Source organism: Burkholderia sp. AW49-1, assembly GCF_053427845.1.
This window is the reverse complement of the sequence record NZ_JBSAXF010000012.1, coordinates 173596-196639: the sequence shown is the minus strand read 5'-3', so window position 1 is coordinate 196639 and position 23044 is coordinate 173596. Positions and strand designations below refer to the sequence as shown.

Here is a 23044-nt window from a genome sequence, read left to right as displayed (position 1 = left end):
CGGGTCGCACGAACCCGTTGCCGACCGGCGTTTCACTTCATTTCATTCAACTTCGTTCACAGCTCGATGCGCGTGCCCAGCAGCGCGAGGAACTGAGCGAGCCATGCCGGATGCGCGGGCCACGCGGGCGCGGTGACGAACGGTGCGTCGGTCACGGCCGCATCGACGGGGATGTCCGCGTACTCGCCGCCCGCGAGCTTTACTTCCGGCGCGCAGGCCGGGTAGGCCGAGATGCGCTTGCCGCGGATCACGTCGGCGGCCGCGAGCAGCTGCGCCGCATGGCAGATCGCGGCGATCGGCTTGCCGGCTTCGGCGAACGCGCGCACCAGCGCGATCACCTTCGCATCCAGACGCAGGTATTCGGGCGCGCGGCCGCCCGCGATCGCGAGCGCGTCGTAGGCCGACGCATCGACGTCGTCGAACGTCGCGTTCAGCGTGAAGTTGTGGCCGGGCTTCTCGGTGTAGGTCTGGTCACCCTCGAAATCGTGGATCGCGGTCTTGACCTTGTCGCCCGCGCGCTTGCCCGGGCAGACTGCATCGACGTGATGGCCGACGGCCTGCAGCGCCTGGAACGGCACCATCGTTTCGTAGTCTTCGGCGAAATCGCCGGTCAGGAACAGGATCTTCTTCGCGGCCATGGCTTTCTCCATTGAACAGCGTTGAGGGTCCGTTCGCGCCGCATGCGGCAGACGGTGCTGCGGCGGCGAAGCGGCCCCGAGGACGAAAGCGCAGTGTACTCCGGCCGCTTGAAGCGCGCGTGACGGCCGCCCCGCGCGGCGGCGGGGCGAGGCGCGCGGGGCGTCAGAAGAAGGTTTCGACGACTTCCGTCACGCGGAACTGCGGATCGAGGACGAGCAGCTGGCGCCACTTGTCGAACGTCAGGCACGGGTGCGAGATGTCGAACGCGACCATGTCGCCGACCTTCACGTCCGCGCCCGGCGGGATCTGCAGATACGCGTGCTGGTCCATCATCCCGGTGACGGCCCAGCCTTCGCTCGCGGCGACATCGCGCGGTGCGCTGTCGCGGCCCGGGCGGAAGTGGCGCGCCGGCTCGGGCAGGCCCGCGTCGAACGCCGCATCGCGCTTGCCGAGCGCGATGATCGCGCGGTCCTGCTCGGGCACCGACTGCACGTACGCCCACAGCTGCAGCGCCGGCAGCAGCCCTTCGCCCATCCTGCGGGCGATCGGGTTGCGCGCGAACACGTCGGTCTGCGCCTTCTTGTAGATGCCGACGTCGTGCGTCAGGTAGCAGCCCGGACGCAGCACGACTTCCGCGAAACCGGCGTCGGACGCCTTCGCGAATTCCTCCGCGACCACGTCGTACCACGCCGAACCGGCGCCCGACAGGATCGCCGGCGTGCGCGCGAAACGGCCGGCTTCGGCCAGCTCCCGTGTGAGTGCGACCGCGTCCTGCAGGAACGCGCGGATCTCGCCTTCCTCCTTCAGCACGCCTTCGTAGAGTTCGATGCCGGCCAGCTTCAGCGTGTCCGGATAGCGCGCGATCGCGTCGAGCACGGCCTGGCGTTGCGCGGCGTCGCGCACACCCGCGCGGCCGCCCGGCACGCCGAGCTCGAGCAGGACGTTCAGCGTTTTCTTCGCGTCGCCGAAGAAGCGGCCGAGCTGGTCGACGCCGTCGGCCGAATCGACGAGGCAGAAGAATTCGAACTCGGGATCGGACAGCAGCTGCGCGATGATCGCCATGTTCTGGCGGCCGACCAGCTGGTTCGCGAGCAGCACGCGCCGCACGCCGCCGTGATACGCGGCCTGCGTCTGGTGCGCGGTCGCGAGCGTGATGCCCCACGCGCCGGCGTCGAGCTGGCGGCGGAACAGTTGCGGCGCCATCGTCGTCTTGCCGTGCGGCGCGAACTTCACCCCGTACTGCTGGACGAACGCCTGCATCCAGTTCAGATTGTGTTCGATGCGATCCGCGTACAGCACGGCGGCCGGCAGGCTGACGTCTTCCGCGAGCAGGTTCCACTCGAGGCGGCCCGCGTCGTCGAGCGGCACGCTCGCGCTCGGCAGGTTGCCGAGGCCCTTGCCCAACGGATTGATTGTCGGTTCCTGATAGTTTGTAACTTTCATGTCATCCCGCTCCATCATCACTATGCATTGCACTGAAGTTGACATGCAGATGGTACAGAAAGTAGCATCGGCGCGGTAATGTTATTTAGTAACATGAGACGCCAGATCCCTTTCAGCAGATGAATTCGTCCGCCACTCCGTCCGCTCCGTTCGCAGCCGAATCGGCTTCGGTCGCCCAGCCGGTCCTCGACATCGTCGCGCGGATCGCCGAATGCGCGCCCGAGTTGCGCGAGGCCGAACGCAAGGTCGCCGCATTCATCCTCGCCGATCTCGCGCGCGCCGCGCATGCGAGCATCGGCGCGCTCGCGCGCGACGCGGGGGTCAGCGCCGCGACGGTCACGCGCTTCGCGAAGGCCGTCGGCTGCCGCGACGTGCGCGAACTGAAGGTGCTCGTCGCGCAGGCGGCGGCCGTCGGCCAGCGCTTTCTCGTGCCGGCCGACGAGCATCCCGAGGAAGACGCGAGCCCCGCATCGGTCGTCTACGACGAAATCCGCGTGGCGCTCGCGCACAATCACCAGCTGCTGCGCAACACGTCGTTCGACGCGGCGGCCGACCTGCTCGCCGGCGCGAAGATGATCTACGTGTACGGGCAGGGCGGCGGCTCGACTGCACTCGCCGACGAATTGCGCTTCCGGCTCGTGCGCTTCGGCCGGCCGGTCGCGAGCTACCAGGACAGCCTGCTGCAGCGGATGGTGGCGGCGACGCTGTCGCGCGACGGCGTGGTCGTCGCGCTGTCGGTGAGCGGGCGCGTGCCCGAGCTGCTCGAGAGCTGCCGTCTCGCGAAGCGCTACGGCGCGAAGCTGATCGCGATCACCGCGCCGGCTTCGCCGCTCGCGAAGCTTGCCGACCATCTGATCCCGGTCGTCGCGTTCGAAACCGATTTCATTTACAAGCCTTCGACGTCGCGCTACGCGATGATGATGGCGATCGACGTGCTCGTCACCGGAGTCGCACTGCGGCTCGGCGATGCGGGCCGAGAATCGCTGCGCCGCATCAAGCATGCGCTCGATGCGCACCGCGGCGGCGGAGACCGTCAACCGGTAGGAGACTGACCATGCATTCGCATCCCGAAGCCGCCGATACGCTGATCGTCGGCGCGCAGCTGTACGACGGCACCGGCGCGCCGCCCGTCACGCGCGACGTCGCGATCCGCAACGGCGTGATCGCGGCGATCGGCAATCTGTCGAACTGGCTCGCCGAGACCGTCGTCGATGCGAACGGCCGCGCGCTCGCGCCGGGCTTCGTCGACGTGCACACGCACGACGACACGCACGTGATCCGCGCGCCGGAGATGCTGCCGAAGATCTCGCAGGGCGTGACGACCGTGATCGTCGGCAATTGCGGGATCAGCGCGTCGCCGGTGACGCTCGCGGGCGATCCGCCGGACCCGATGAACCTGCTCGGCGATCGCGACGCGTTCCGCTATCCGACCTTCGCCGCCTATGTCGCGGCCGTCAACGACGCGCGTCCGGCCGTCAACGTCGCGGCGCTCGTCGGGCACACCGCGCTGCGCAACAACCAGATGGACCGCCTCGACCGCGCGGCGACCGACGGCGAAATCGCCGGAATGCGCACGCAGCTCGAGGAGGCGCTCGCGAACGGCGCGCTCGGGCTGTCGTCGGGCCTCGCGTACGGCTCCGCGTTCGCGGCGCCGGCCGAGGAGGTGATGGCGCTCGCCGAACCGCTCGCGAATGCGGGCGCGCTGTACACGACGCACATGCGCACCGAGTTCGACGCGATCCTCGACGCGATGGACGAGGCTTATCGTGTCGGCCGTCACGCGCAGGTGCCGGTCGTGATCTCGCACCTGAAATGCGCGGGCCCGTCGAACTGGGGGCGCAGCACCGAGGTGCTCGCGTCGCTCGAAGGCGCGCGCCGCTACCAGCCGGTCGGCTGCGACTGCTATCCGTACAGCCGCAGCTCGTCGACGCTCGACCTGAAGCAGGTGACGGGCGACATCGACATCACGATCACGTGGTCGGAGCCGCATCCGGAAGTCGCGGGCAAGCTGCTGAAGGCGATCGCGGCCGACTGGGGCGTGACCGAGCAGGAAGCCGCGCAGCGGATCCGCCCGGCCGGCGCCGTGTACCACAACATGTCCGAGGACGACGTGCGGCGGATCCTGTCGCATCCGGCGACGATGGTCGGCTCGGACGGCCTGCCGAACGATCCGCTGCCGCACCCGCGGCTGTGGGGCGCATTCCCGCGCGTGCTCGGCCATTACGTGCGCGACACGAACCTGCTGCCGCTCGAGGAAGCGATCCGCAAGATGACGACGCTGTCCGCGCGCCGCTACGGGATCGCGCGGCGCGGCGAAGTGCACGTCGGCTACCACGCGGATCTCGTGCTGTTCGATCCGGCGCGCGTGATCGATGCCGCGACGTTCGAGAAGCCGCAGCAGCCCGCGCACGGGATCGATGCGGTGTGGGTGAACGGCGTGCTGACCTACGAGAATGGCCAGCCGACCGGCGCGCGCGCCGGTGGTTTCGTCGCGCGCGGAGAGCGCGTGCCGGCGAGTGCCGACGCCGCGTTCTGAACGCGGTCCCGATCCGATTTGCCGCGTGCGCCATGTCGGCGCGCGCATCCGCAACCGTGCGTTGCATGGGACCGGCGCTGGCGCTTGCGCGCCGATGCCGGTCGACAATCAAGGAGTGAAACGATGAAGCGATATGGCGTGGGCGAAGCGAAGGGCACCGGCGGCCAGGTGATGCCGTTTGCACGCGCGGTCGAGGCCGATGGCTGGCTGTACGTGTCGGGCCAGACGCCGATGGTGAACGGCGAGGTCGTCGAAGGCGGGATTGTCACGCAGTCGAAGCAGACGATCGAGAACGTGATCGCGATCCTGAAGGAAGCCGGCTACGGCCTCGAACACGTCGTGCGCTGCGGCGTGTGGCTCGACGACGCACGCGATTTCGCGTCGTTCAACAAGGTGTTCGTGTCGTACTTCGGCGAGCATCCGCCGGCACGCGCGTGCGTGCAGTCGAGCATGGTCATCGACTGCAAGGTCGAGGTCGATTGCATCGCTTACAAGGCGCCGGCGAAGTAACGCGCCCGCGCAATCCGCTGCGCACAGTGAAACAGCCCCGTCGGCGCGAGCCGGCGGGGCTGTTTCGTTTCGGGCAGGCCGGTGTTACTGCCGTGCGGTCCGCGCGTTGTCCGGCATCGGCTGGTTGTAGTTCGTGCGGAACGGATTGATGTCGAGCCCGCCGCGGCGCGTATAGCGCGCATACACCGCGAGCTTCACCGGTTTGCAGGCATGCAGGATGTCGAGGAAGATCCGCTCGACGCACTGCTCGTGAAAGCCCGTGTGGTTGCGGAACGAGATGATGTAGCGCAGCAGCCCCGCGTGATCGATCTGCGGCCCGACGTAGTGAATTTGCACGCTGCCCCAGTCGGGCTGGCCGGTGACCGGGCAGTTCGAGCGCAGCAGGTCGGACACGAGCGTTTCCTCGACCGGCGCTTCGTCCTCGGCGGCCGACAGCAGCGACGGATCGGGTTCGTACACGTCGGTGTCGAGGTCGAGCCGGTCGAGCGACAGCCCGTCGAGCTCTTCCATCTCGAGCTTGCCGAAATCGTGCGGCGACACGAGCTGCACCGACACGCTCGCGCCGCACGCGGCCGACACGTCGCGTTTCAGCACGTCGCGCACCGCGTCGACCGAGTCGAACTTCGATTGCGCGAACGAGCCGAGATACAGCTTGAACGACTTCGATTCGACGATGTTCGGCGATTCGGCCGGCACGAAGAAGGTCGCGACCGCGAGCTGCGGCTTGCCGCGCGCGTTGAGCCACGACAGCTCGTACGCGTTCCAGATGTCGGTGCCGAAGAACGGCGGCGCCGACATGATGCCGAGCTGCTCGCGCGCCCCGGCGCGCGGGATCGGGAACAGCAGCGACGCGTCGTACTGCGCTGCGTAGACGGTCGCCTTGCCGAGCGGGGAATGTTCAGGATTCATTGCACGAAGCCTTTACGACAGGAAGAGGCGGTAAGCCGGATTGGCGCTCTCCTCGACGTACGGATAGCCGAGCGCCGCGAGGAAGCGTTCGAATTCGGCGCGATCGGCCTGCGGCACCTGCAGCCCGACGAGGATCGAGCTGTAGTCCGCGCCCTGGTTGCGGTAGTGGAACAGGCTGATGTTCCAGTCCGGCGCCATCGACGACAGGAACTTCATCAGCGCGCCCGGCCGCTCCGGGAATTCGAAGCGGAACAGGCGTTCGTCGAGCGCGAGCGGCGAGCGGCCGCCCACCATGTAGCGGATGTGTTCCTTCGACAACTCGTCGTGCGTGAGGTCGACGGTCCTGAAGCCGTGCGACTCGAAGTTCGCGGCGATCTCGGCCGATTCGCCGCGCCGCTTGATCTGCACGCCGACGAAGATGTGCGCGGATTGCGCATCGGCGATCCGGTAGTTGAACTCGGTCACGTTGCGATCGCCGACGAGCGAGCAGAAGCGCTTGAAGCTGCCGCGCTCCTCGGGGATCGTGACGGCGAACACGGCTTCACGCGCCTCGCCGACTTCCGCGCGCTCGGCGACGAAGCGCATCCGGTCGAAGTTCATGTTCGCGCCGGACGTGACCGCGACGAGCGTCTGGTTCTCGATGCCTTCGCGTTCCGCATAGCGTTTCGCGCCCGCGACCGCGAGCGCGCCGGACGGTTCGAGCACGCTGCGCGTATCCTGGAACACGTCCTTGATCGCCGCGCACAGCGCGTCGGTGTCGACCGTCAGCACGCCGTCGATGAATTCGCGGCAGAGCCGGAAGGTTTCCTCGCCGACGAGCTTCACCGCGGTGCCGTCCGCGAACAGGCCGACCTCGCTCAGCTCGACGCGCTCGCCCTTCTGCAGCGACTGCGCCATCGCGCACGAATCCTCGGCCTGCACGCCGAACACCTTGATTTCCGGCCGCACCGCCTTGACGTACGCCGCCACGCCGGCCGCGAGCCCGCCACCGCCGATCGGCACGAAGATTGCGTGAATCGGCCCCTGGTGCTGACGCAGGATTTCCATCGCGATCGTGCCCTGGCCGGCGATCACGTACGGATCGTCGAACGGGTGGACGAACGTGAGGTCGCGCTCCGCCTGCACCTTGACCGCGTGCGCGTACGCATCGCTGTACGACTCGCCCGCCTGAATCACCTCGACGCTCGGGCCGCCGTGCGCGCGTACCGCGTCGACCTTTACCTGCGGCGTCGTGACGGGCACGACGATCACGGCCTTGACGCCCATCCGTGCCGCCGAGAACGCGACGCCCTGCGCATGATTGCCGGCCGATGCCGTGATCACGCCGCGCGCGAGCGCGTCGGCCGGAATGTGCGCCATCTTGTTGTATGCGCCGCGCAGCTTGAAGGAGAACACCGGCTGGTTGTCCTCGCGCTTCAGGTATACGGGGTTGCGCAGTCGGGCCGACAGGTTGCGGGCGGGTTCGAGTTCCGTCTCGAACGCGACGTCGTAGACGCGCGCGGTAAGGATTTTCTTCAGGTAATCGTGGGATGCCATGGGCGCTCGCGTGCAGTGCGGAAGCAGACGATAAAAGATCAATGATAGCGCCAAGGGTCCGTCCGCACGCAAGCGGCATGCCGGGCGCACGGTCGCGGAACCGCGCCGGCGGGCGTGTTTGCCGCGCGGAGCGTCCGTTTTTTACCGGTTTAACTGAATCGTTACCGACCGGACGGACGGCGAATGCGAGCGCGAAATCGCGCCGAAGCAGGCCCGGCGCGGGTTGCGGCGAAAGCCCCACGACCTGTCCGGCGTCTCACGGGCGGGCCGATCATGGGTTAGAATTCCGTTTTGAATCAAGGATCGGAAGATGCAGAGGCACCCTCGGATCGCCCCGTTGAAGCCGACGCCGCGCGCAGCCAGCCCCGCGGCGGAGCGGCATGCGCGCCGCGCGCGATCGTGCTGATGGCTCCGAGTGCCGCCAGGCCACGCCGGCCCGGAACGGTGAGTCCAGACCCGCTCCGGCCCCATGCGAGATAGTCGCGCGCCTGGCACCAGAACAGATTTCCCCAAGATTGCGCCTACGCGCTTGCCGACGCCCGTGCACGGTGTATCGGCCCTCCGAGTCGTCCGAACATGAACGCACCACAAGTTTTCGATCCGCATGGCGCGGCCGCCGCCGTCGCCGCCGACCCCGCGCCCCGTCTGCGCGAGATTCCCTACAACTACACGTCCTTCTCCGACCGCGAGATCGTGATCCGCCTGCTCGGCGAGGAGGCGTGGTCGGTGCTCGACGAACTGCGCGCCGAACGCCGCACGGGCCGCTCGGCACGGATGCTGTACGAAGTGCTCGGCGATATCTGGGTCGTGCGCCGCAATCCGTACCTGCAGGATGACCTGCTCGACAACCCGAAGCGCCGCGCACTGCTGATCGAGGCACTGAACCACCGCCTGACCGAGATCGGCAAGCGCCGTCGCGCCGACCTGACCGAGCACCGCGACGACGCGGGCCGCGAACGTGCCGGACGCGTCGAGATGCTGGAAGCCGCCGCGCAGCGCGCGGTCGACGAGTTCGCCGACGAATTCGACAAGATGGCCGACCTGCGCCGCCGTGCGACCAAGGCGCTCGGTCGCTGCACGCAGAAGGACAACATCCGCTTCGACGGGCTGTCGCGCGTGTCGCACGTGACCGACGCGACCGACTGGCGCGTCGAATACCCGTTCGTCGTGCTGACCCCCGATACCGAAGCCGAAATCGCGGGCCTGATCAAGGCGTGCTTCGAGCTCGGCCTGACCGTGATCCCGCGCGGCGGCGGCACCGGCTACACGGGTGGCGCCGTGCCGCTCACGCCGTTTTCCGCGGTGATCAACACCGAGAAGCTCGAACAGCTCGGCGCGGTCGAGCTCACCGAATTGCCGGGCGTCGCGCACAAGGTGCCGACGATCTTCTCCGGCGCGGGCGTCGTCACGCGCCGCGTGACGGAAGCGGCCGAAGCGGCCGGCTACGTGTTCGCGGTCGATCCGACCTCGCTGGACGCATCGTGCATCGGCGGCAACGTCGCGATGAACGCGGGCGGCAAGAAGGCCGTGCTGTGGGGCACCGCGCTCGACAACCTGGCCTGGTGGCGGATGGTCGATCCGGACGGCAACTGGCTCGAAGTCACGCGCCACGAACACAACCAGGGCAAGATCCACGACATCGCGGTCGCGCGTTTCGAGCTGAAGTGGTTCGACGGCGCGTACGCGCCGGGCGAGAAGCTGCTGAAGAGCGAGATGCTCGAGATCGAAGGCCGCCGATTCCGCAAGGAAGGCCTCGGCAAGGACGTCACCGACAAGTTCCTCGCCGGGCTGCCGGGTGTGCAGAAGGAAGGCTGCGACGGGCTGATCACGTCCGCGCGCTGGGTGCTGCACAAGATGCCCGCGCACACGCGCACCGTCTGTCTCGAATTCTTCGGCCAGGCGCGCGAGGCGATCCCGAGCATCGTCGAGATCAAGGATTACCTGTTCGAGACGTCGAAGCAGGGCGGCGCGATTCTCGCGGGCCTCGAGCACCTCGACGAGCGCTACCTGCGCGCGGTCGGCTACGCGACCAAGAGCAAGCGCAACGCATTCCCCAAGATGGTGCTGATCGGCGACATCGTCGGCGATGACGCCGATGCGGTCGCGCACGCGACGTCCGAAGTGATCCGGATGGCGAACGGCAAGAGCGGCGAAGGCTTCGTCGCGATCAGCGCGGAGGCGCGCAAGCGCTTCTGGCTCGACCGCAGCCGCACGGCCGCGATCGCGAAGCACACCAACGCGTTCAAGATCAACGAGGACGTCGTCATCCCGCTGAACCGGATGGGCGAGTACACCGACGGCATCGAGCGGATCAACATCGAGCTGTCGCTGAAGAACAAGCTGCAGCTGGTCGACGCGCTCGAAGCGTTCTTCCGCGCCGGCAACCTGCCGCTCGGCAAGACCGACGACGCGAACGAAATCCCGAGCGCCGAACTGCTCGAGGATCGCGTGCAGCAGGCGCTGGAGCTGCTCAAGCGCGTGCGTGCGCGCTGGGAATTCGTGCGCGACCGGCTCGACCAGCCGCTGCGCGAGGCACAGCACTATCTCGTGCAGCTCGGCTACGAGGCGCTCGCCGAGAAGTTCGCCGATCGCGCGGACGATCAGCCGGGCGCGACCGTGTTCCACGTCACGCAGGATCGCACGGTCCGCATCTCGTGGAAGCAGGAGATCCGCGCGGAGCTGCGCGCGATCTTCAACGGCGGCGCGTTCAAGCAGATCCTCGACGAGGCGCAGGCGATCCACAAGCAGGTGCTGCGCGGTCGCGTGTTCGTCGCGCTGCACATGCATGCCGGCGACGGCAACGTCCACACGAACCTGCCGGTCAACTCCGACAACTACGAGATGCTGCAGGACGCGCACGCGGCGGTCGCGCGCATCATGACGCTTGCACGCTCGCTCGACGGCGTGATTTCCGGCGAACACGGGATCGGCATCACGAAGCTCGAGTTCCTGACCGACGACGAGATCGCCGAATTCCGCGCGTATAAGCAGCGTGTCGATCCGAGCGGCCGCTTCAACAAGGGCAAGCTGCTCGACGGCGCCGACCTGCGCAACGCATACACGCCGAGCTTCGGGCTGATGGGCTACGAGTCGCTGATCATGCAGCAGTCCGACATCGGCGCGATCGCCGATTCGGTGAAGGACTGCCTGCGCTGCGGCAAGTGCAAGCCGGTGTGCGCGACGCACGTGCCGCGCGCGAACCTGCTGTACAGCCCGCGCAACAAGATTCTCGCGACCTCGCTGCTGGTCGAGGCGTTCCTGTACGAGGAACAGACGCGCCGCGGCGTGTCGATCAAGCACTGGGACGAGTTCAACGATGTGGCCGACCACTGCACGGTGTGCCACAAGTGCGCGACGCCGTGCCCGGTGAAGATCGACTTCGGCGACGTCACGATGAACATGCGCAACCTGTTGCGCAAGATGGGCAAGAAGAAATTCAACGCCGGCAATGCGGCCGGCATGTTCTTCCTGAACGCGACCAATCCGCAGACGATCAACGCCGCGCGCAGCGTGATGATGGGCGTCGGCTACAAGGTGCAGCGCTTCGCGAACGACATGCTGAAGAAGGTCGTGACGAAGCAGACCCAGCATCCGCCGGCGACGGTCGGCAAGCCGCCCGTGGTCGAGCAGGTGATCCACTTCGTCAACAAGAAGATGCCGGGCAACCTGCCGAAGAAGACGGCGCGCGCGCTGCTCGACATCGAGGACAACAAGATCGTGCCGATCATCCGCAACCCGAAATCGACGACCGTCGATTCGGAAGCGGTGTTCTACTTCCCGGGCTGCGGCTCCGAGCGCCTGTTCTCGCAGGTCGGGCTCGCCACGCAGGCGATGCTGTGGGAGGCGGGCGTGCAGACCGTGCTGCCGCCGGGCTACCTGTGCTGCGGCTATCCGCAGCGCGGCTCGGGCCAGTACGACAAGGCCGAGAAGATCGTCACCGACAACCGCGTGCTGTTCCACCGGGTCGCGAACACGCTGAACTACCTCGACATCAAGACGGTGGTCGTGTCGTGCGGCACCTGCTACGACCAGCTCGCGGGCTACGAATTCGACAAGATCTTCCCGGGCTGCCGGATCATCGACATCCACGAGTTCCTGCTAGAGAAGGGGATGAAGCTCGATGGCGTAACGGGTACCCGCTACATGTATCACGACCCGTGCCACACGCCGATCAAGACGATGGATCCGGTGAAGCTCGTCAACGAGCTGATGGGCACGGAGAAGGACGGCTACAAGATCGAGAAGAACGAGCGCTGCTGCGGCGAATCGGGCACGCTCGCGGTCACGCGTCCGGACGTGTCCACGCAGGTCCGCTTCCGCAAGGAAGAGGAAATCCGCAAGGGTGCCGCGAAGCTGCGCAGCATCCCGGTCGTGGCCGGCGACACGCCGGCGCCGGCCGCGAACGGCCCGGACGTGAAAATCCTGACGAGCTGCCCGTCGTGCTTGCAGGGCCTGTCGCGCTACAACGAGGATGCGAACCTCGAGGCCGACTACATCGTGGTCGAGATCGCGCGCCAGGTGCTCGGCGAGAACTGGATGGCCGATTATGTCGCACACGCGAACAATGGCGGGATCGAGCGCGTGCTGGTCTAATGCGGGCATGACGACCGCCCGGCCGGGCGAGGGATGAGAGCGGGCGCCTGCGCTGAAGCGCCGGCGCCCGTCCACATGGGAGCGACGATGGAATGCGTGTTTTGCCGTGAAGACGGCGGCGAGGTGCTCTGGCAGGACGATGCGCTGCGCGTCGTGCTTGCGACGGGCGAGCACGACTACCCGGGCTTCTGCCGGGTGATCTGGGGCACGCACGTGGCCGAGTTCTCCGATCTCGGCGAGCCCGAGCGGGCACATCTGATGCGCGTGGTGTACGCGGTGGAGCGGGCCGTGCGCCGCGTGATGCAGCCGAACAAGGTGAATCTCGCGAGCCTCGGCAACATGGTGCCGCACGTGCACTGGCACGTGATCCCGCGCTTCTCCAACGACGCCCATTTCCCGCAGCCCGTCTGGGCGCCGCGCCAGCGCAGCGTGTCCGAGGCGCTGCTGCGCACGCGCGCGGCGCAGGCCTCGCTGCTGCACAATGCGGTGCGCGAGGAAATTCAACGCATGACCGATTCGAGGCAGCCATGAGCGGTTTGACTTCCACGACGCCGATTCCGTCCGGCGTCGTCGTGCACGCGGTGTCGCGCGTGCTCGAATTGCAGTACCCCAACGGCGAGAGCTACCGGATTCCGTTCGAGCTGATGCGCGTTTATTCGCCGTCGGCCGAGGTGCGCGGCCACGGGCCTGGCCAGGAGACGCTGCAGACCGGCAAGCGCGAAGTGACGATCACCGCGCTCGAGGGCGTGGGCAACTATGCGCTGCAGCCGACGTTCTCGGACGGCCATTCGACCGGCATCTACTCGTGGGATCTGCTGTACGAACTGGCGACACAGCAGGACGCGCTGTGGCGCGACTATTTCGACAAACTGAAGGCGGCGGGCGTCGAGCGCGACGCGCCGATGCAGGCGGCGCCCGCGCCGCACGGCCACTGCCACTGAAATCGACGGCGCCCGCTCGGCGCCGTCTTGCCATTTACTGAGGATCAACGCGATGAGCAAAACCCACTTCGGCTTCGAAAGCGTCGAGGAAACTGAAAAAGCGAAGAAAGTGGCGGGCGTGTTCCATTCGGTCGCGAGCAACTACGATCTGATGAACGACCTGATGTCGGCCGGCATGCACCGCGCGTGGAAGGCGTTCACGATCGCGCAGGCGAACGTGCGCCCCGGCTTCAAGGTGCTCGACATCGCGGCCGGCACGGGTGACCTGACCAAGGCGTTCGCCAAGGCGGCGGGCCCGACGGGCGAAGTCTGGCACACCGACATCAACGAATCGATGCTGCGCGTCGGCCGCGACCGATTGCTCGACAAGGGCATCGTGACGCCGTCGCTGTTGTGCGACGCCGAGAAAATCCCGTTTCCCGACAACTACTTCGATGTGGTCACGGTCGCGTTCGGGCTGCGCAACATGACGCACAAGGACGCCGCGCTGGCCGAGATGCGCCGCGTGGCGAAGCCCGGCGGCCGCGTGATGGTGCTGGAATTCTCGAAAGTCTGGGATCCGCTGAAAAAAGCGTACGATCTGTATTCTTTCAAAGTATTACCGTGGCTTGGCGACAAGTTCGCGAAAGATGCCGAAAGTTACAAGTATCTTGCTGAATCTATCCGGATGCACCCCGATCAGGACACGCTGAAGACGATGATGGAACAAGCGGGCCTCGACGCTGTCAAATATTACAATTTGTCAGGTGGCGTGGTAGCGTTACACCTAGGAACCAAGTACTAAGGGGTTCTTTCCATACATTCGCCTTACATCTGGAGAAGCTGATGTCCGAATCGCGTTCGTTGTTCAACCGTAGCAAGCCGTCGAAGCCGTGGGCTCGACGGGTCGGCACGCTGCTGATGGTCGGCCTGCTCACGGCCGGCACGTTCGCATCGCTCGACGCTGAAGCCAAGCGCATGGGCGGCGGGCGCAGCATCGGCCGTCAAAGCTCCACCGTTACGCAGCGCCAGGCCACGCCGCCCGCTCAGCAGCCGATGCAGCAGGCCGCGCCGGCGCAGGCGCAGCGCACGAATCCCGCCGCACCGGCTCCGGCCGCGCAGCCGAACCGCTCGCGCTGGCTCGGGCCGATCGCCGGTCTCGCGGCCGGTCTCGGCATCGCGGCGCTGCTGTCGCACTTCGGCCTGGGCGGCGCGTTCGCGAGCATGATGGCGAACGTCATCGTGATCGCCCTGCTCGCGATGGTCGGCATCTGGCTGATCCGCAAGTTCATGAACCGTCGCCGTCCGCACGAACCGGCGTACTCGGTGGGCGGTTCGGCATCGTCGTCGGGCGGCTACTCGCAGAGCCCGTCGTTCCAGCAAGGCAGCACCGGCAACAACTATGCCGGCAGCGGCAGCAGCTATGCGAACGAAGCGCAAGGCGTGTTCGGAGGCGGCGCGGCCGCCGCCGGCGCGGCGGGCGCGATGGCGGCCGCGCCGCTGCAGGTGCCGGCCGGCTTCGACACCGAAGCGTTCCTGCGCAGCGCGAAGGTCTACTTCGTGCGCCTGCAGGCAGCCTGGGACCAGGGCAACCTGGCCGACATTCGCGAGTTCACGACGCCGGAAATGTTCGCCGAGATCAAGATCGACCTCGACTCGCGCGGCAACGAGGCGAACCAGACCGATGTCGTGCAGCTCGACGCGGAACTGGTCGCGATCGAGGATCGCGGCATCGAGCAGTCGGCGAGCGTGCGCTTCCACGGGCTGATCCGCGAATCCGCGAATGCGTCGGCGGCACCGTTCGACGAGGTGTGGAACCTGTCGAAGTCGGGCAGTCAGGGCTGGCTGCTCGCGGGTATCCAGCAGCTCAACACGCACTGAACGTGACCGGGCGGCCGGCTTGCCGGCTGCCCGGGCGACGGCCGCCGCACTGCGACCGCTTGCCGCCCGGGTGTGCGGTTGGCCGCGGTCTGCCGACGATCCGACGTTACAATAGAAACCCGCGTGGGCGCCCGGCCCGCGCGGGTTTTTTCTTTCCCAGCCCGATGACCTTTGCCGCCAAGCCTTTTGCTGCTGCTGTCAATCACCTGCTCGCGCGCGAATCGTGGGCGCGCGACCGCCTGATCCCCTACACGGGCAAGACCGCCCGGCTCGACGTGCCGCCCGTCACGCTCACGCTGCTCGTGCAGCCCGACGGCTATCTGTCCGCTGTGGAAGCGCACGATGCGCAACACGTCGACGTGTCGATCGCGCTTGCGGGCGACACCGTCGCAGCATTCCTGCAGGGCGGCCAGGCGGCCGTGATGAAGCACGTGAAGATCGAGGGCGACGCGGAGTTCGCGACGCAGATCGCGAAGCTGGCCGAGCACCTGCGTTGGGAAGCTGAGGAAGATCTCGCGAAGCTGGTCGGCGACGCGGCGGCGCACCGGATCGCGACGGTCATGCGCGACGCCGGCGCGCGCGCGCGCCGCACCGGCCGCAACGTGCTCGATTCCGTCGTCGAATACTGGCTCGACGAAAACCCGCAAGTCGTCCGGCGCACGGTGCTCGGCGGCTTCGACGCCGAACTGGCGCGTGCGCGCGATGCGCTCGCGCGGGTCGAGAAACGGGTCGAGCGACTCGAACAAAAAATCGGCGCGCGCACGGGCTCAGGCCCGCGCGGCGCGCACTGAGGGCCGCAGGGCATGCGCATTTTCCGTTTCATCAAGATTGTCTACACCGTCATCCGCTTCGGCCTCGACGAAGTGATGCTGTCCCGGATCGACGACCGGCGCGTGAAACTGCTGTTGCGGATCACGACGATCGGCCGCCGCTATTCCGATCCGCCCGCCGTGCGGCTGCGTCACGCGCTCGAAAGCCTCGGCCCGATCTTCGTGAAGTTCGGCCAGGTGCTGTCGACGCGCCGCGACCTGCTGTCGGTCGATTTCGCGAACGAACTCGCGAAGCTGCAGGACCAGGTGCCGCCTTTTGATTCGGCGGTCGCGATCGCGATCATCGAGAAGTCGCTCGGCGCGCCAGTCGACGAGCTGTTCGACGAATTCGAGCGCGAGCCGATCGCGAGCGCGTCGATCGCGCAGGTGCATTTCGCGAAGCTGAAGCAGGGCCCGCACGCGGGCAAGGCCGTCGCGGTCAAGGTGCTGCGCCCGAACATGCTGCCGGTGATCGATTCGGACCTCGCGCTGATGCGCGACATCGCGACGTGGACGGAGCGCATGTGGGCCGACGGCCGGCGCCTGAAGCCGCGCGAAGTCGTCGCCGAATTCGACAAGTACCTGCACGACGAGCTGGACCTGATGCGCGAGGCCGCGAACGGCAGCCAGCTGCGCCGCAACTTCGCGGGCCTCGATCTGCTGCTCGTGCCCGAGATGTTCTGGGATTTCTCGACGTCGCAGGTTCTCGTGATGGAGCGCATGACCGGCGTGCCGATCAGCCAGGTCGAGACGCTGCGCTCGGCCGGCGTCGACATCAAGAAGCTCGCGCGCGAAGGCGTCGAAATCTTTTTCACGCAGGTGTTCCGCGACGGTTTCTTTCATGCGGACATGCACCCGGGCAACATTCAGGTGAGCCTCGATCCGAACACGTTCGGCCGCTATATCGCGCTCGATTTCGGGATCGTCGGCGCGCTGTCGGATTTCGACAAGAACTACCTCGCGCAGAATTTCCTCGCGTTCTTCAAGCGCGATTACCACCGCGTCGCGACGCTGCACCTCGAATCGGGCTGGGTGCCGCCCGAGACGCGCGTCGAGGAACTCGAAAGCGCGATCCGCGCGGTGTGCGAACCATATTTCGACCGCGCGCTGAAGGACATCTCGCTTGGCCAGGTGCTGATGCGCCTGTTCTCGACGTCGCGCCGGTTCAACGTCGAGATCCAGCCGCAGCTCGTGCTGTTGCAGAAGACGATGCTGAACGTCGAGGGGCTCGGCCGTTCGCTCGATCCCGACCTCGACCTGTGGAAGACGGCGAAGCCGTATCTCGAGCGCTGGATGACCGAGCAGATCGGCCTGCGCGGCTGGTACGAGCGCTTCAAGGTCGAGGCGCCGCAATGGAGCAAGACGCTGCCGCAACTGCCGCGCCTGATCCACCACGCGATGGCGGCGCGCCACGACGCGCCGCGCGCGGCGAGCGAAGACCTGATGCGTCAGATCCTTATCGAGCAGAAACGTACCAACCGGCTGCTGCAGGCATTGCTGATCTTCGGGCTTGCCGTCGGCGTCGGGGCGCTCGTCGCGCGCGTGCTGCTCGCGCTCGCGTACGGCACATGAACGAAGGAAGCCGCGCGATGTCCGAACCGAAACGACCGTCCGCACCGAGCGCCGCCGAGTTTACGACGCGCGACCCCGGCAACGCCGCATTCTGGGACGAGCGTTTCGCGCGCGGCGTGACGCCATGGGAGTTCGGCGGTGTGCCCGACGGGTTTCGTGCGTTTGCACAGCGCCTCGGGCCGTGTGCGGTGCTGATTCCCGGCTGCGGCAGTGCGCAGGAGGCCGGCTGGCTCGCGCAGGCCGGCTGGCCCGTGCGCGCGATCGATTTCTCGGCGCAGGCGGTGGCGACGGCGAAGGCGCGGCTTGGCGCGCATGCGGACGTCGTCGAGCAGGCTGATTTCTTCGCATACCGGCCGCCGTTCGACGTGCAGTGGGTATACGAGCGCGCGTTCCTGTGCGCGCTGCCGCCGAGCCTGCGCGCCGGCTATGCGGCGCGGATGGCCGAATTGTTGCCGGCCGGAGCGTTGCTGGCCGGCTATTTCTTCGTAACGGCGAAACCGAAGGGGCCGCCGTTCGGCATCGAGCGAGCCGAACTCGATGCGCTGCTCGCGCCGCACTTCGAACTGATCGAGGATCTGCCGGTGACCGATTCGCTGGCCGTGTTCGAAGGGCACGAGCGCTGGCTCACGTGGCGCCGTCGCTGAAGCCAGGGCGTCGCGGCCGTTGCCGGAGCGCGCCGGGGTTTCGGCTATAATTCAAGGTTTTGCAAGCCGTTTCCAGTTTCTGCGGGAAAAATATCATGCCGATCTACGCCTATCGATGCGAAGCGTGCGGTTTCGCGAAGGACGTGCTCCAGAAGATGAGCGACGCGCCGCTGTCGCAGTGCCCCGAATGCGGGAAGGATGCTTTTCGCAAGCAGGTCACCGCCGCCGGCTTCCAGCTGAAGGGCTCCGGCTGGTATGTCACCGATTTCCGCGGTGGCTCGGGCGGCACCAGCGCGCCGGCGACGGCGTCCGGCGACACGCCGGCAGCACCGGCCGCTGCGGCGCCGGCGGCAGCCGCGCCCGCTGCCGCGAGCTCCGAAAGTACGACGACGAGCGCCGCGCCCGCCCCGGCTGCGGCGCCCGCCGCCGGCAGTTGACCGTCGCGGCCCGGCCGGGCCACGACCAACCCGCGCTTCCGGCGCGGTTCATTGACGGCAGATGATGAAAAAGACGACCCTGAAAACGGTGTTCCTGACCGGCCTGCTGGTTCTCGTCCCGCTCGCGATCACGCTGTGGGTGCTCGGCCTCATCATCGGCACGATGGACCAGACGCTGCTGCTGCTGCCCGAATCGTGGCAGCCGGAGCGGATGCTCGGCTTCCACCTGCCGGGGATCGGCGCGGTGCTGACGCTCGCGTTCATCTTCGTCGTCGGGCTCGCCACGCAGAACTTCATCGGCCAGAAGCTCGTCACGTGGTGGAACGCGGTCGTGCGTCACATCCCGGTCGTCGGGCCGATCTACACGAGCGTCAAGCAGGTGTCGGACACGCTGCTGTCGAGCAGCGGCAATGCATTCCGCAAGGCGCTGCTGATCGAATACCCGCGGCGCGGCTCGTATACGATCGCGTTTCTGACGGGCACGCCCGGCGGCGACGTGGTCAACCATCTGACGGAAGAGTACGTGAGCGTGTACGTGCCCACGACGCCGAACCCGACGTCGGGCTTCTTCCTGATGCTGCCGAAGAGCGAAGTCATCGAACTCGACATGTCGGTCGATGCCGCGCTCAAGTACATCGTCTCGATGGGCGTCGTGGCGCCTTCGGCGCCGGCTCCGGCGCCCGCCCGCCGTCCCGTCGAGCCGCCGCTGTAAGTAAAGAATCATCGCCCGGGCCGCGCGTTGCGGCACCCGTTGATCAAACCGAACGAAAGCAAACATCATGTCGATGCGTACTGAATACTGCGGTCTCGTGACCGAACACCTGCTGGGCCAAACCGTGTCGCTGTGCGGCTGGGTGCAGCGCCGCCGCGATCACGGCGGTGTGATCTTCATCGACCTGCGCGATCGTGAAGGCCTCGTGCAGGTGGTGTGCGACCCGGATCGCGCGGAAATGTTCGCGACCGCCGAAGGCGTGCGCAACGAGTTCTGCGTGCAGATCAAGGGTCTCGTGCGCAACCGTCCGGAAGGCACGGTCAACGCCGGCCTGAAGAGCGGCAAGATCGAAGTGCTGTGCCATGAGCTGATCGTGCTGAACGCGTCGATCACGCCGCCGTTCCAGCTCGACGACGACAACCTGTCGGAAACGACGCGCCTCACGCACCGCGTGCTCGACCTGCGCCGTCCGCAGATGCAGCACAACCTGCGCCTGCGCTACCGCGTCGCGATCGAAGCACGCAAGTACCTCGACGAGCAGGGCTTCATCGACATCGAAACGCCGATGCTGACCAAGAGCACGCCGGAAGGCGCACGCGACTACCTCGTGCCGTCGCGCGTGAACGCAGGCCAGTTCTTCGCGCTGCCGCAGTCGCCGCAGCTGTTCAAGCAGCTGCTGATGGTCGCGAACTTCGACCGTTACTACCAGATCACCAAGTGCTTCCGCGACGAGGACCTCCGTGCCGATCGTCAGCCGGAATTCACGCAGATCGACTGCGAGACGTCGTTCCTCGGCGAGCAGGAAATCCGCGACCTGTTCGAAGACATGATCCGTCACATCTTCAAGACGACGATCGACGTCGAACTCGACGCGAAATTCCCGGTGATGCCGTACTCGGAAGCGATGGCGCGTTTCGGTTCGGACAAGCCGGACCTGCGCGTGCAACTCGAATTCACCGAGCTGACCGACGCGATGAAGGACGTCGACTTCAAGGTGTTCAGCACGCCGGCCAACGCGAAGGACGGCCGTGTCGCGGCGCTGCGCGTGCCGAAGGGCGGCGAGCTGTCGCGTGGCGACATCGACGGTTACACGGAATTCGTGCGCATCTACGGCGCGAAGGGCCTCGCATGGATCAAGGTCAACGAGAAGGCGAAGGGCCGCGACGGCCTGCAAAGCCCGATCGTCAAGAACCTGCACGACGCGTCGATCGCGGCGATCCTCGAGCGCACCGGCGCTGAAGACGGCGACATCATCTTCTTCGCGGCCGACCGCGCGAAGGTCGTCAACGACAGCCTCGGCGCACTGCGCCTGAAGATCGGCCATTCGGAATTCGGCAAGGCGAACGGCCTCGTCCAGGCCGGCTGGAAGCCGCTGTGGGTCGTCGACTTCCCGATGTTCGAATACGACGACGAAGACGCGCGCTACGTCGCCGCGCACCACCCGTTCACGAGCCCGAAGGACGAGCATCTCGAGTACCTCGAGACGGATCCGGGCCGTTGCCTCGCGAAGGCATACGACATGGTGCTGAACGGCTGGGAAATCGGCGGCGGCTCGGTGCGTATCCACCGTGAGGAAGTGCAGAGCAAGGTGTTCCGCGCGCTGAAGATCGGCGCGGAAGAAGCGCAACTGAAGTTCGGCTTCCTGCTGGACGCGCTGCAGTACGGCGCGCCGCCGCACGGCGGTATCGCATTCGGCCTCGACCGCATCGTCACGATGATGGCCGGCGCCGACTCGATTCGCGACGTGATCGCGTTCCCGAAGACGCAGCGTGCGCAGGATCTGCTCACGCAGGCGCCGAGCCCGGTCGACGAGCGTCAGCTGCGCGAGCTGCACATCCGTCTGCGTCAGCCGGAACAGCCGAAGGCGTAACGGGTGCCACAGGTCGTGTGCGCGGCGACGCGCGCACGACATCCAGCGAAAAAGGCGCCGTGGTGCGCCTTTTTCGTTTTTTGCGGTACAGTCGCAGCACTTGCCGCACGTTCCGGCACAGGCCCGGCGCCCGGCCCTGTGCCGCATGAAACAAAGATGACGAAGCCGCTGAAAATCCCCGAATCCGTTCTCGTCGTGATCTACACGCCCGAACTCGACGTGCTGGTGATCAAGCGTGCCGACCAGCCCGATTTCTGGCAATCGGTGACCGGATCGAAGGACGCGCTCGACGAGCCGCTCGCGCTCACGGCCGCGCGCGAAGTCGCCGAGGAAACCGGCATCTCGGTCGGTACGCACGACGTGCCGGTTACCGCGCTGGTCGACTGGCACCACCGAATCGAATACACCATCTATCCGCAATACCTGCATCGCTATGCGCCGGGCGTCACGCGCAACGTCGAGCACTGGTTCGGCCTGTGTGTGCCGCGCCGCGTCGACGTGACGCTGTCGCCGCGCGAGCATGTCGACCATGCGTGGTTGCCGTACCGCGAAGCGGCCGCGCGCTGCTTCTCGCCGTCGAATGCCGAGGCGATCCTGCAATTGCCCGTGCGCGTGTCGCTCGCGCGGGTGCCGCACGGCTCGTCCGCATGAATGCGGAAACCCGCAAGCGCTTCGCGCAATTGCGGCAGATGTTCCTGCAGGAGCGCGGCTCCGCGTCGCGGCTTGCGTTCACGGCCGGCAACACGGTGCGGCTCTGCGAGACCGGCAGCGAATTCTTCCACGCGCTGATCGAACGGATCGATGCGGCGCGCGAGCAGGTGATGCTCGAAACCTACATCTTTTGCGATGACGCGGCCGGTCGGCCGGTGTCGGATGCGCTGATCCGCGCGGCGCAGCGCGGCGTGCGCGTGCGCGTGATCACCGACGGCGTCGGCACCGCGCGCCTGCCGCTGTTCGATGCGTGGGCCGAGGCCGGTGTCGAGCACTGCATCTACAACCGCTACCTGTTCGGCCGCTTCGGCTTCTCGCGCACCCACCGCAAGCTCGCGGTGATCGATCATGCGGTCGCGTTCTGCGGCGGCATCAACATCGTCGACGACTACGCGCAGGGCAGCGCGACGCTGCCGTTCCCGCGCTGGGATTTCGCGGTCGAGATGGCCGGGCCGGCGGTGTCGGACGTGCGCGCCGCATTCGAACTGCAGTGGCACCGCATCCAGTTCGGCCACAAGCCGTACGCGCAGTACGCGGCCGGGTTGCACGGCGGCGAGGCGTTCCCGGACATGTTCCGGCGCTGGATGCGCAGCCACCGGTGGATCAAGGCCGGTGCGCTGAGGGTCGTGACGGAGCCGAGCGTCGCGTTCGTCGCGCGCGACAACGTCGTGAACCGCCGCGCGATCGAGAAGGCGTATCTCGCCGCGATCGGCCGGGCGCGCCACCGGATCCTGCTCGCGAATCCGTATTTCATGCCGGGCCGCAAGCTGCGCCGCGCGCTGACGGGCGCTGCACGCCGCGGCGTCGACGTGCGGATCCTGATCGGTCGCAACGAGTTCACGGCGCTCGATACGGCCGTGCCGTTCCTGTATCACGCGCTGCTGCGCGCGGGCGTGCGCGTGGCGGAATACGACAAGACGATCCTGCACGGCAAGGTCGCGGTGATCGACGACAACTGGGCGACCGTCGGCTCGTCGAACCTCGACGCGTTGAGCCTGATGCTGAACAATGAGGCGAACGTCGTCTTGGTGCGCTACGATGCGGTCACCAACGAACTGCGCGATGCGATCACGGCCGCCTTCACCGAAGGCCGTGAAATCGACGCCGCCCGGTATGCCGCACGGCCGCGCATCGAGCGTATGCTGAACTGGCTCGCGTACAACACGTACCGCATCGTGATGAAGGCGCTGACGGTCGGTGGTTACGACTGATACGGACTAAGCATCCGCTTCAAAAATCTGTCCGCACGTTCGTGCGGAAAAGCCGCTCCGGTCCCGCCGGAATCGCGCAAAATAGCGGCTCGGTTAGACACCGGTTTCTAA

Annotated in this window: 20 protein-coding genes; 16 read left to right on the top strand and 4 right to left on the bottom strand. The window is 66.8% G+C overall.

Annotated elements, in window-relative coordinates:
- Window positions 1-56: 56 nt before the first annotated feature.
- Complete coding sequence (locus tag ACV22W_RS19990) at window positions 57-638, bottom strand: DJ-1/PfpI family protein (RefSeq protein WP_014896064.1); 582 nt, start codon at window positions 636-638, stop codon at window positions 57-59.
- A 163-nt stretch (window positions 639-801) separates the two neighbouring features.
- Entirely contained in the window at window positions 802-2082 is a 1281-nt protein-coding gene (locus ACV22W_RS19985) for an amino acid deaminase (RefSeq protein ID WP_448021217.1), read from the bottom strand.
- A gap of 119 nt (window positions 2083-2201) precedes the next feature.
- Between ACV22W_RS19985 and ACV22W_RS19980 the strand changes: the two genes are divergently transcribed.
- From ACV22W_RS19980 to ACV22W_RS19970, 3 genes are all read left to right on the top strand, one after another.
- Window positions 2202-3134: a MurR/RpiR family transcriptional regulator gene (locus ACV22W_RS19980; RefSeq protein WP_448021215.1), complete on the top strand. Its 933-nt coding sequence runs from the start codon at window positions 2202-2204 to the stop codon at window positions 3132-3134.
- Window positions 3135-3136: 2 nt separating this feature from the next.
- Window positions 3137-4618, top strand: a complete 1482-nt coding sequence (locus ACV22W_RS19975) for an N-acyl-D-amino-acid deacylase family protein (RefSeq protein ID WP_448021213.1) — start codon at window positions 3137-3139, stop codon at window positions 4616-4618.
- Window positions 4619-4741: 123 nt separating this feature from the next.
- Entirely contained in the window at window positions 4742-5128 is a 387-nt protein-coding gene (locus ACV22W_RS19970) for a RidA family protein (RefSeq protein ID WP_006751946.1), read from the top strand.
- Between the two features lie 84 nt (window positions 5129-5212).
- On the opposite strand, the gene queF is transcribed toward ACV22W_RS19970, so the two are convergent.
- Both queF and ilvA read right to left on the bottom strand, forming a co-directional pair.
- On the bottom strand, window positions 5213-6037 hold the full coding sequence (queF, locus tag ACV22W_RS19965; protein WP_448021212.1) for an NADPH-dependent 7-cyano-7-deazaguanine reductase QueF: 825 nt from the start codon (window positions 6035-6037) through the stop codon (window positions 5213-5215).
- A gap of 12 nt (window positions 6038-6049) precedes the next feature.
- Window positions 6050-7573: a threonine ammonia-lyase, biosynthetic gene (gene ilvA, locus ACV22W_RS19960; RefSeq protein ID WP_448021210.1), complete on the bottom strand. Its 1524-nt coding sequence runs from the start codon at window positions 7571-7573 to the stop codon at window positions 6050-6052.
- A gap of 576 nt (window positions 7574-8149) precedes the next feature.
- Here ilvA and ACV22W_RS19955 point away from each other — a divergent pair.
- From ACV22W_RS19955 to clsB, 13 genes are all read left to right on the top strand, one after another.
- Window positions 8150-12166 (top strand): DUF3683 domain-containing protein, encoded by a 4017-nt coding sequence (locus tag ACV22W_RS19955; RefSeq protein WP_448021208.1) that lies wholly within the window; start codon window positions 8150-8152, stop codon window positions 12164-12166.
- 87 nt (window positions 12167-12253) lie between these two features.
- Window positions 12254-12697, top strand: coding sequence for an HIT family protein (locus tag ACV22W_RS19950; protein ID WP_044846840.1), 444 nt, complete (start codon window positions 12254-12256; stop codon window positions 12695-12697).
- Complete coding sequence (locus tag ACV22W_RS19945; RefSeq protein WP_011886002.1) at window positions 12694-13107, top strand: gamma-butyrobetaine hydroxylase-like domain-containing protein; 414 nt, start codon at window positions 12694-12696, stop codon at window positions 13105-13107. Before ACV22W_RS19950 ends, ACV22W_RS19945 begins: the two co-directional genes overlap by 4 nt.
- A 52-nt stretch (window positions 13108-13159) precedes the next feature.
- Window positions 13160-13891 carry a bifunctional demethylmenaquinone methyltransferase/2-methoxy-6-polyprenyl-1,4-benzoquinol methylase UbiE gene (ubiE, locus tag ACV22W_RS19940; RefSeq protein WP_059528209.1) on the top strand — a complete coding sequence of 244 codons (732 nt, stop codon included), beginning with the start codon at window positions 13160-13162 and terminating at the stop codon, window positions 13889-13891.
- 41 nt (window positions 13892-13932) lie between these two features.
- Window positions 13933-14967: a TIM44-like domain-containing protein gene (locus ACV22W_RS19935; protein ID WP_448021206.1), complete on the top strand. Its 1035-nt coding sequence runs from the start codon at window positions 13933-13935 to the stop codon at window positions 14965-14967.
- 164 nt (window positions 14968-15131) lie between these two features.
- Entirely contained in the window at window positions 15132-15758 is a 627-nt protein-coding gene (locus tag ACV22W_RS19930) for a ubiquinone biosynthesis accessory factor UbiJ (RefSeq protein ID WP_448021204.1), read from the top strand.
- A gap of 12 nt (window positions 15759-15770) precedes the next feature.
- Window positions 15771-17348 (top strand): ubiquinone biosynthesis regulatory protein kinase UbiB, encoded by a 1578-nt coding sequence (ubiB, locus tag ACV22W_RS19925; protein ID WP_448021202.1) that lies wholly within the window; start codon window positions 15771-15773, stop codon window positions 17346-17348.
- A 17-nt stretch (window positions 17349-17365) separates the two neighbouring features.
- On the top strand, window positions 17366-17992 hold the full coding sequence (locus ACV22W_RS19920) for a methyltransferase domain-containing protein (protein ID WP_448021200.1): 627 nt from the start codon (window positions 17366-17368) through the stop codon (window positions 17990-17992).
- A 95-nt stretch (window positions 17993-18087) separates the two neighbouring features.
- Complete coding sequence (locus ACV22W_RS19915; protein ID WP_448021198.1) at window positions 18088-18429, top strand: FmdB family zinc ribbon protein; 342 nt, start codon at window positions 18088-18090, stop codon at window positions 18427-18429.
- 61 nt (window positions 18430-18490) lie between these two features.
- Complete coding sequence (locus ACV22W_RS19910; protein ID WP_006477842.1) at window positions 18491-19141, top strand: DUF502 domain-containing protein; 651 nt, start codon at window positions 18491-18493, stop codon at window positions 19139-19141.
- A gap of 67 nt (window positions 19142-19208) precedes the next feature.
- Window positions 19209-21011 (top strand): aspartate--tRNA ligase, encoded by a 1803-nt coding sequence (aspS, locus tag ACV22W_RS19905; RefSeq protein ID WP_059528194.1) that lies wholly within the window; start codon window positions 19209-19211, stop codon window positions 21009-21011.
- A gap of 156 nt (window positions 21012-21167) precedes the next feature.
- Window positions 21168-21662 carry a dihydroneopterin triphosphate diphosphatase gene (gene nudB / locus ACV22W_RS19900; protein WP_448021196.1) on the top strand — a complete coding sequence of 165 codons (495 nt, stop codon included), beginning with the start codon at window positions 21168-21170 and terminating at the stop codon, window positions 21660-21662.
- On the top strand, window positions 21659-22933 hold the full coding sequence (gene clsB, locus ACV22W_RS19895; RefSeq protein WP_448021194.1) for a cardiolipin synthase ClsB: 1275 nt from the start codon (window positions 21659-21661) through the stop codon (window positions 22931-22933). Before nudB ends, clsB begins: the two co-directional genes overlap by 4 nt.
- Window positions 22934-23044: the final 111 nt, after the last annotated feature.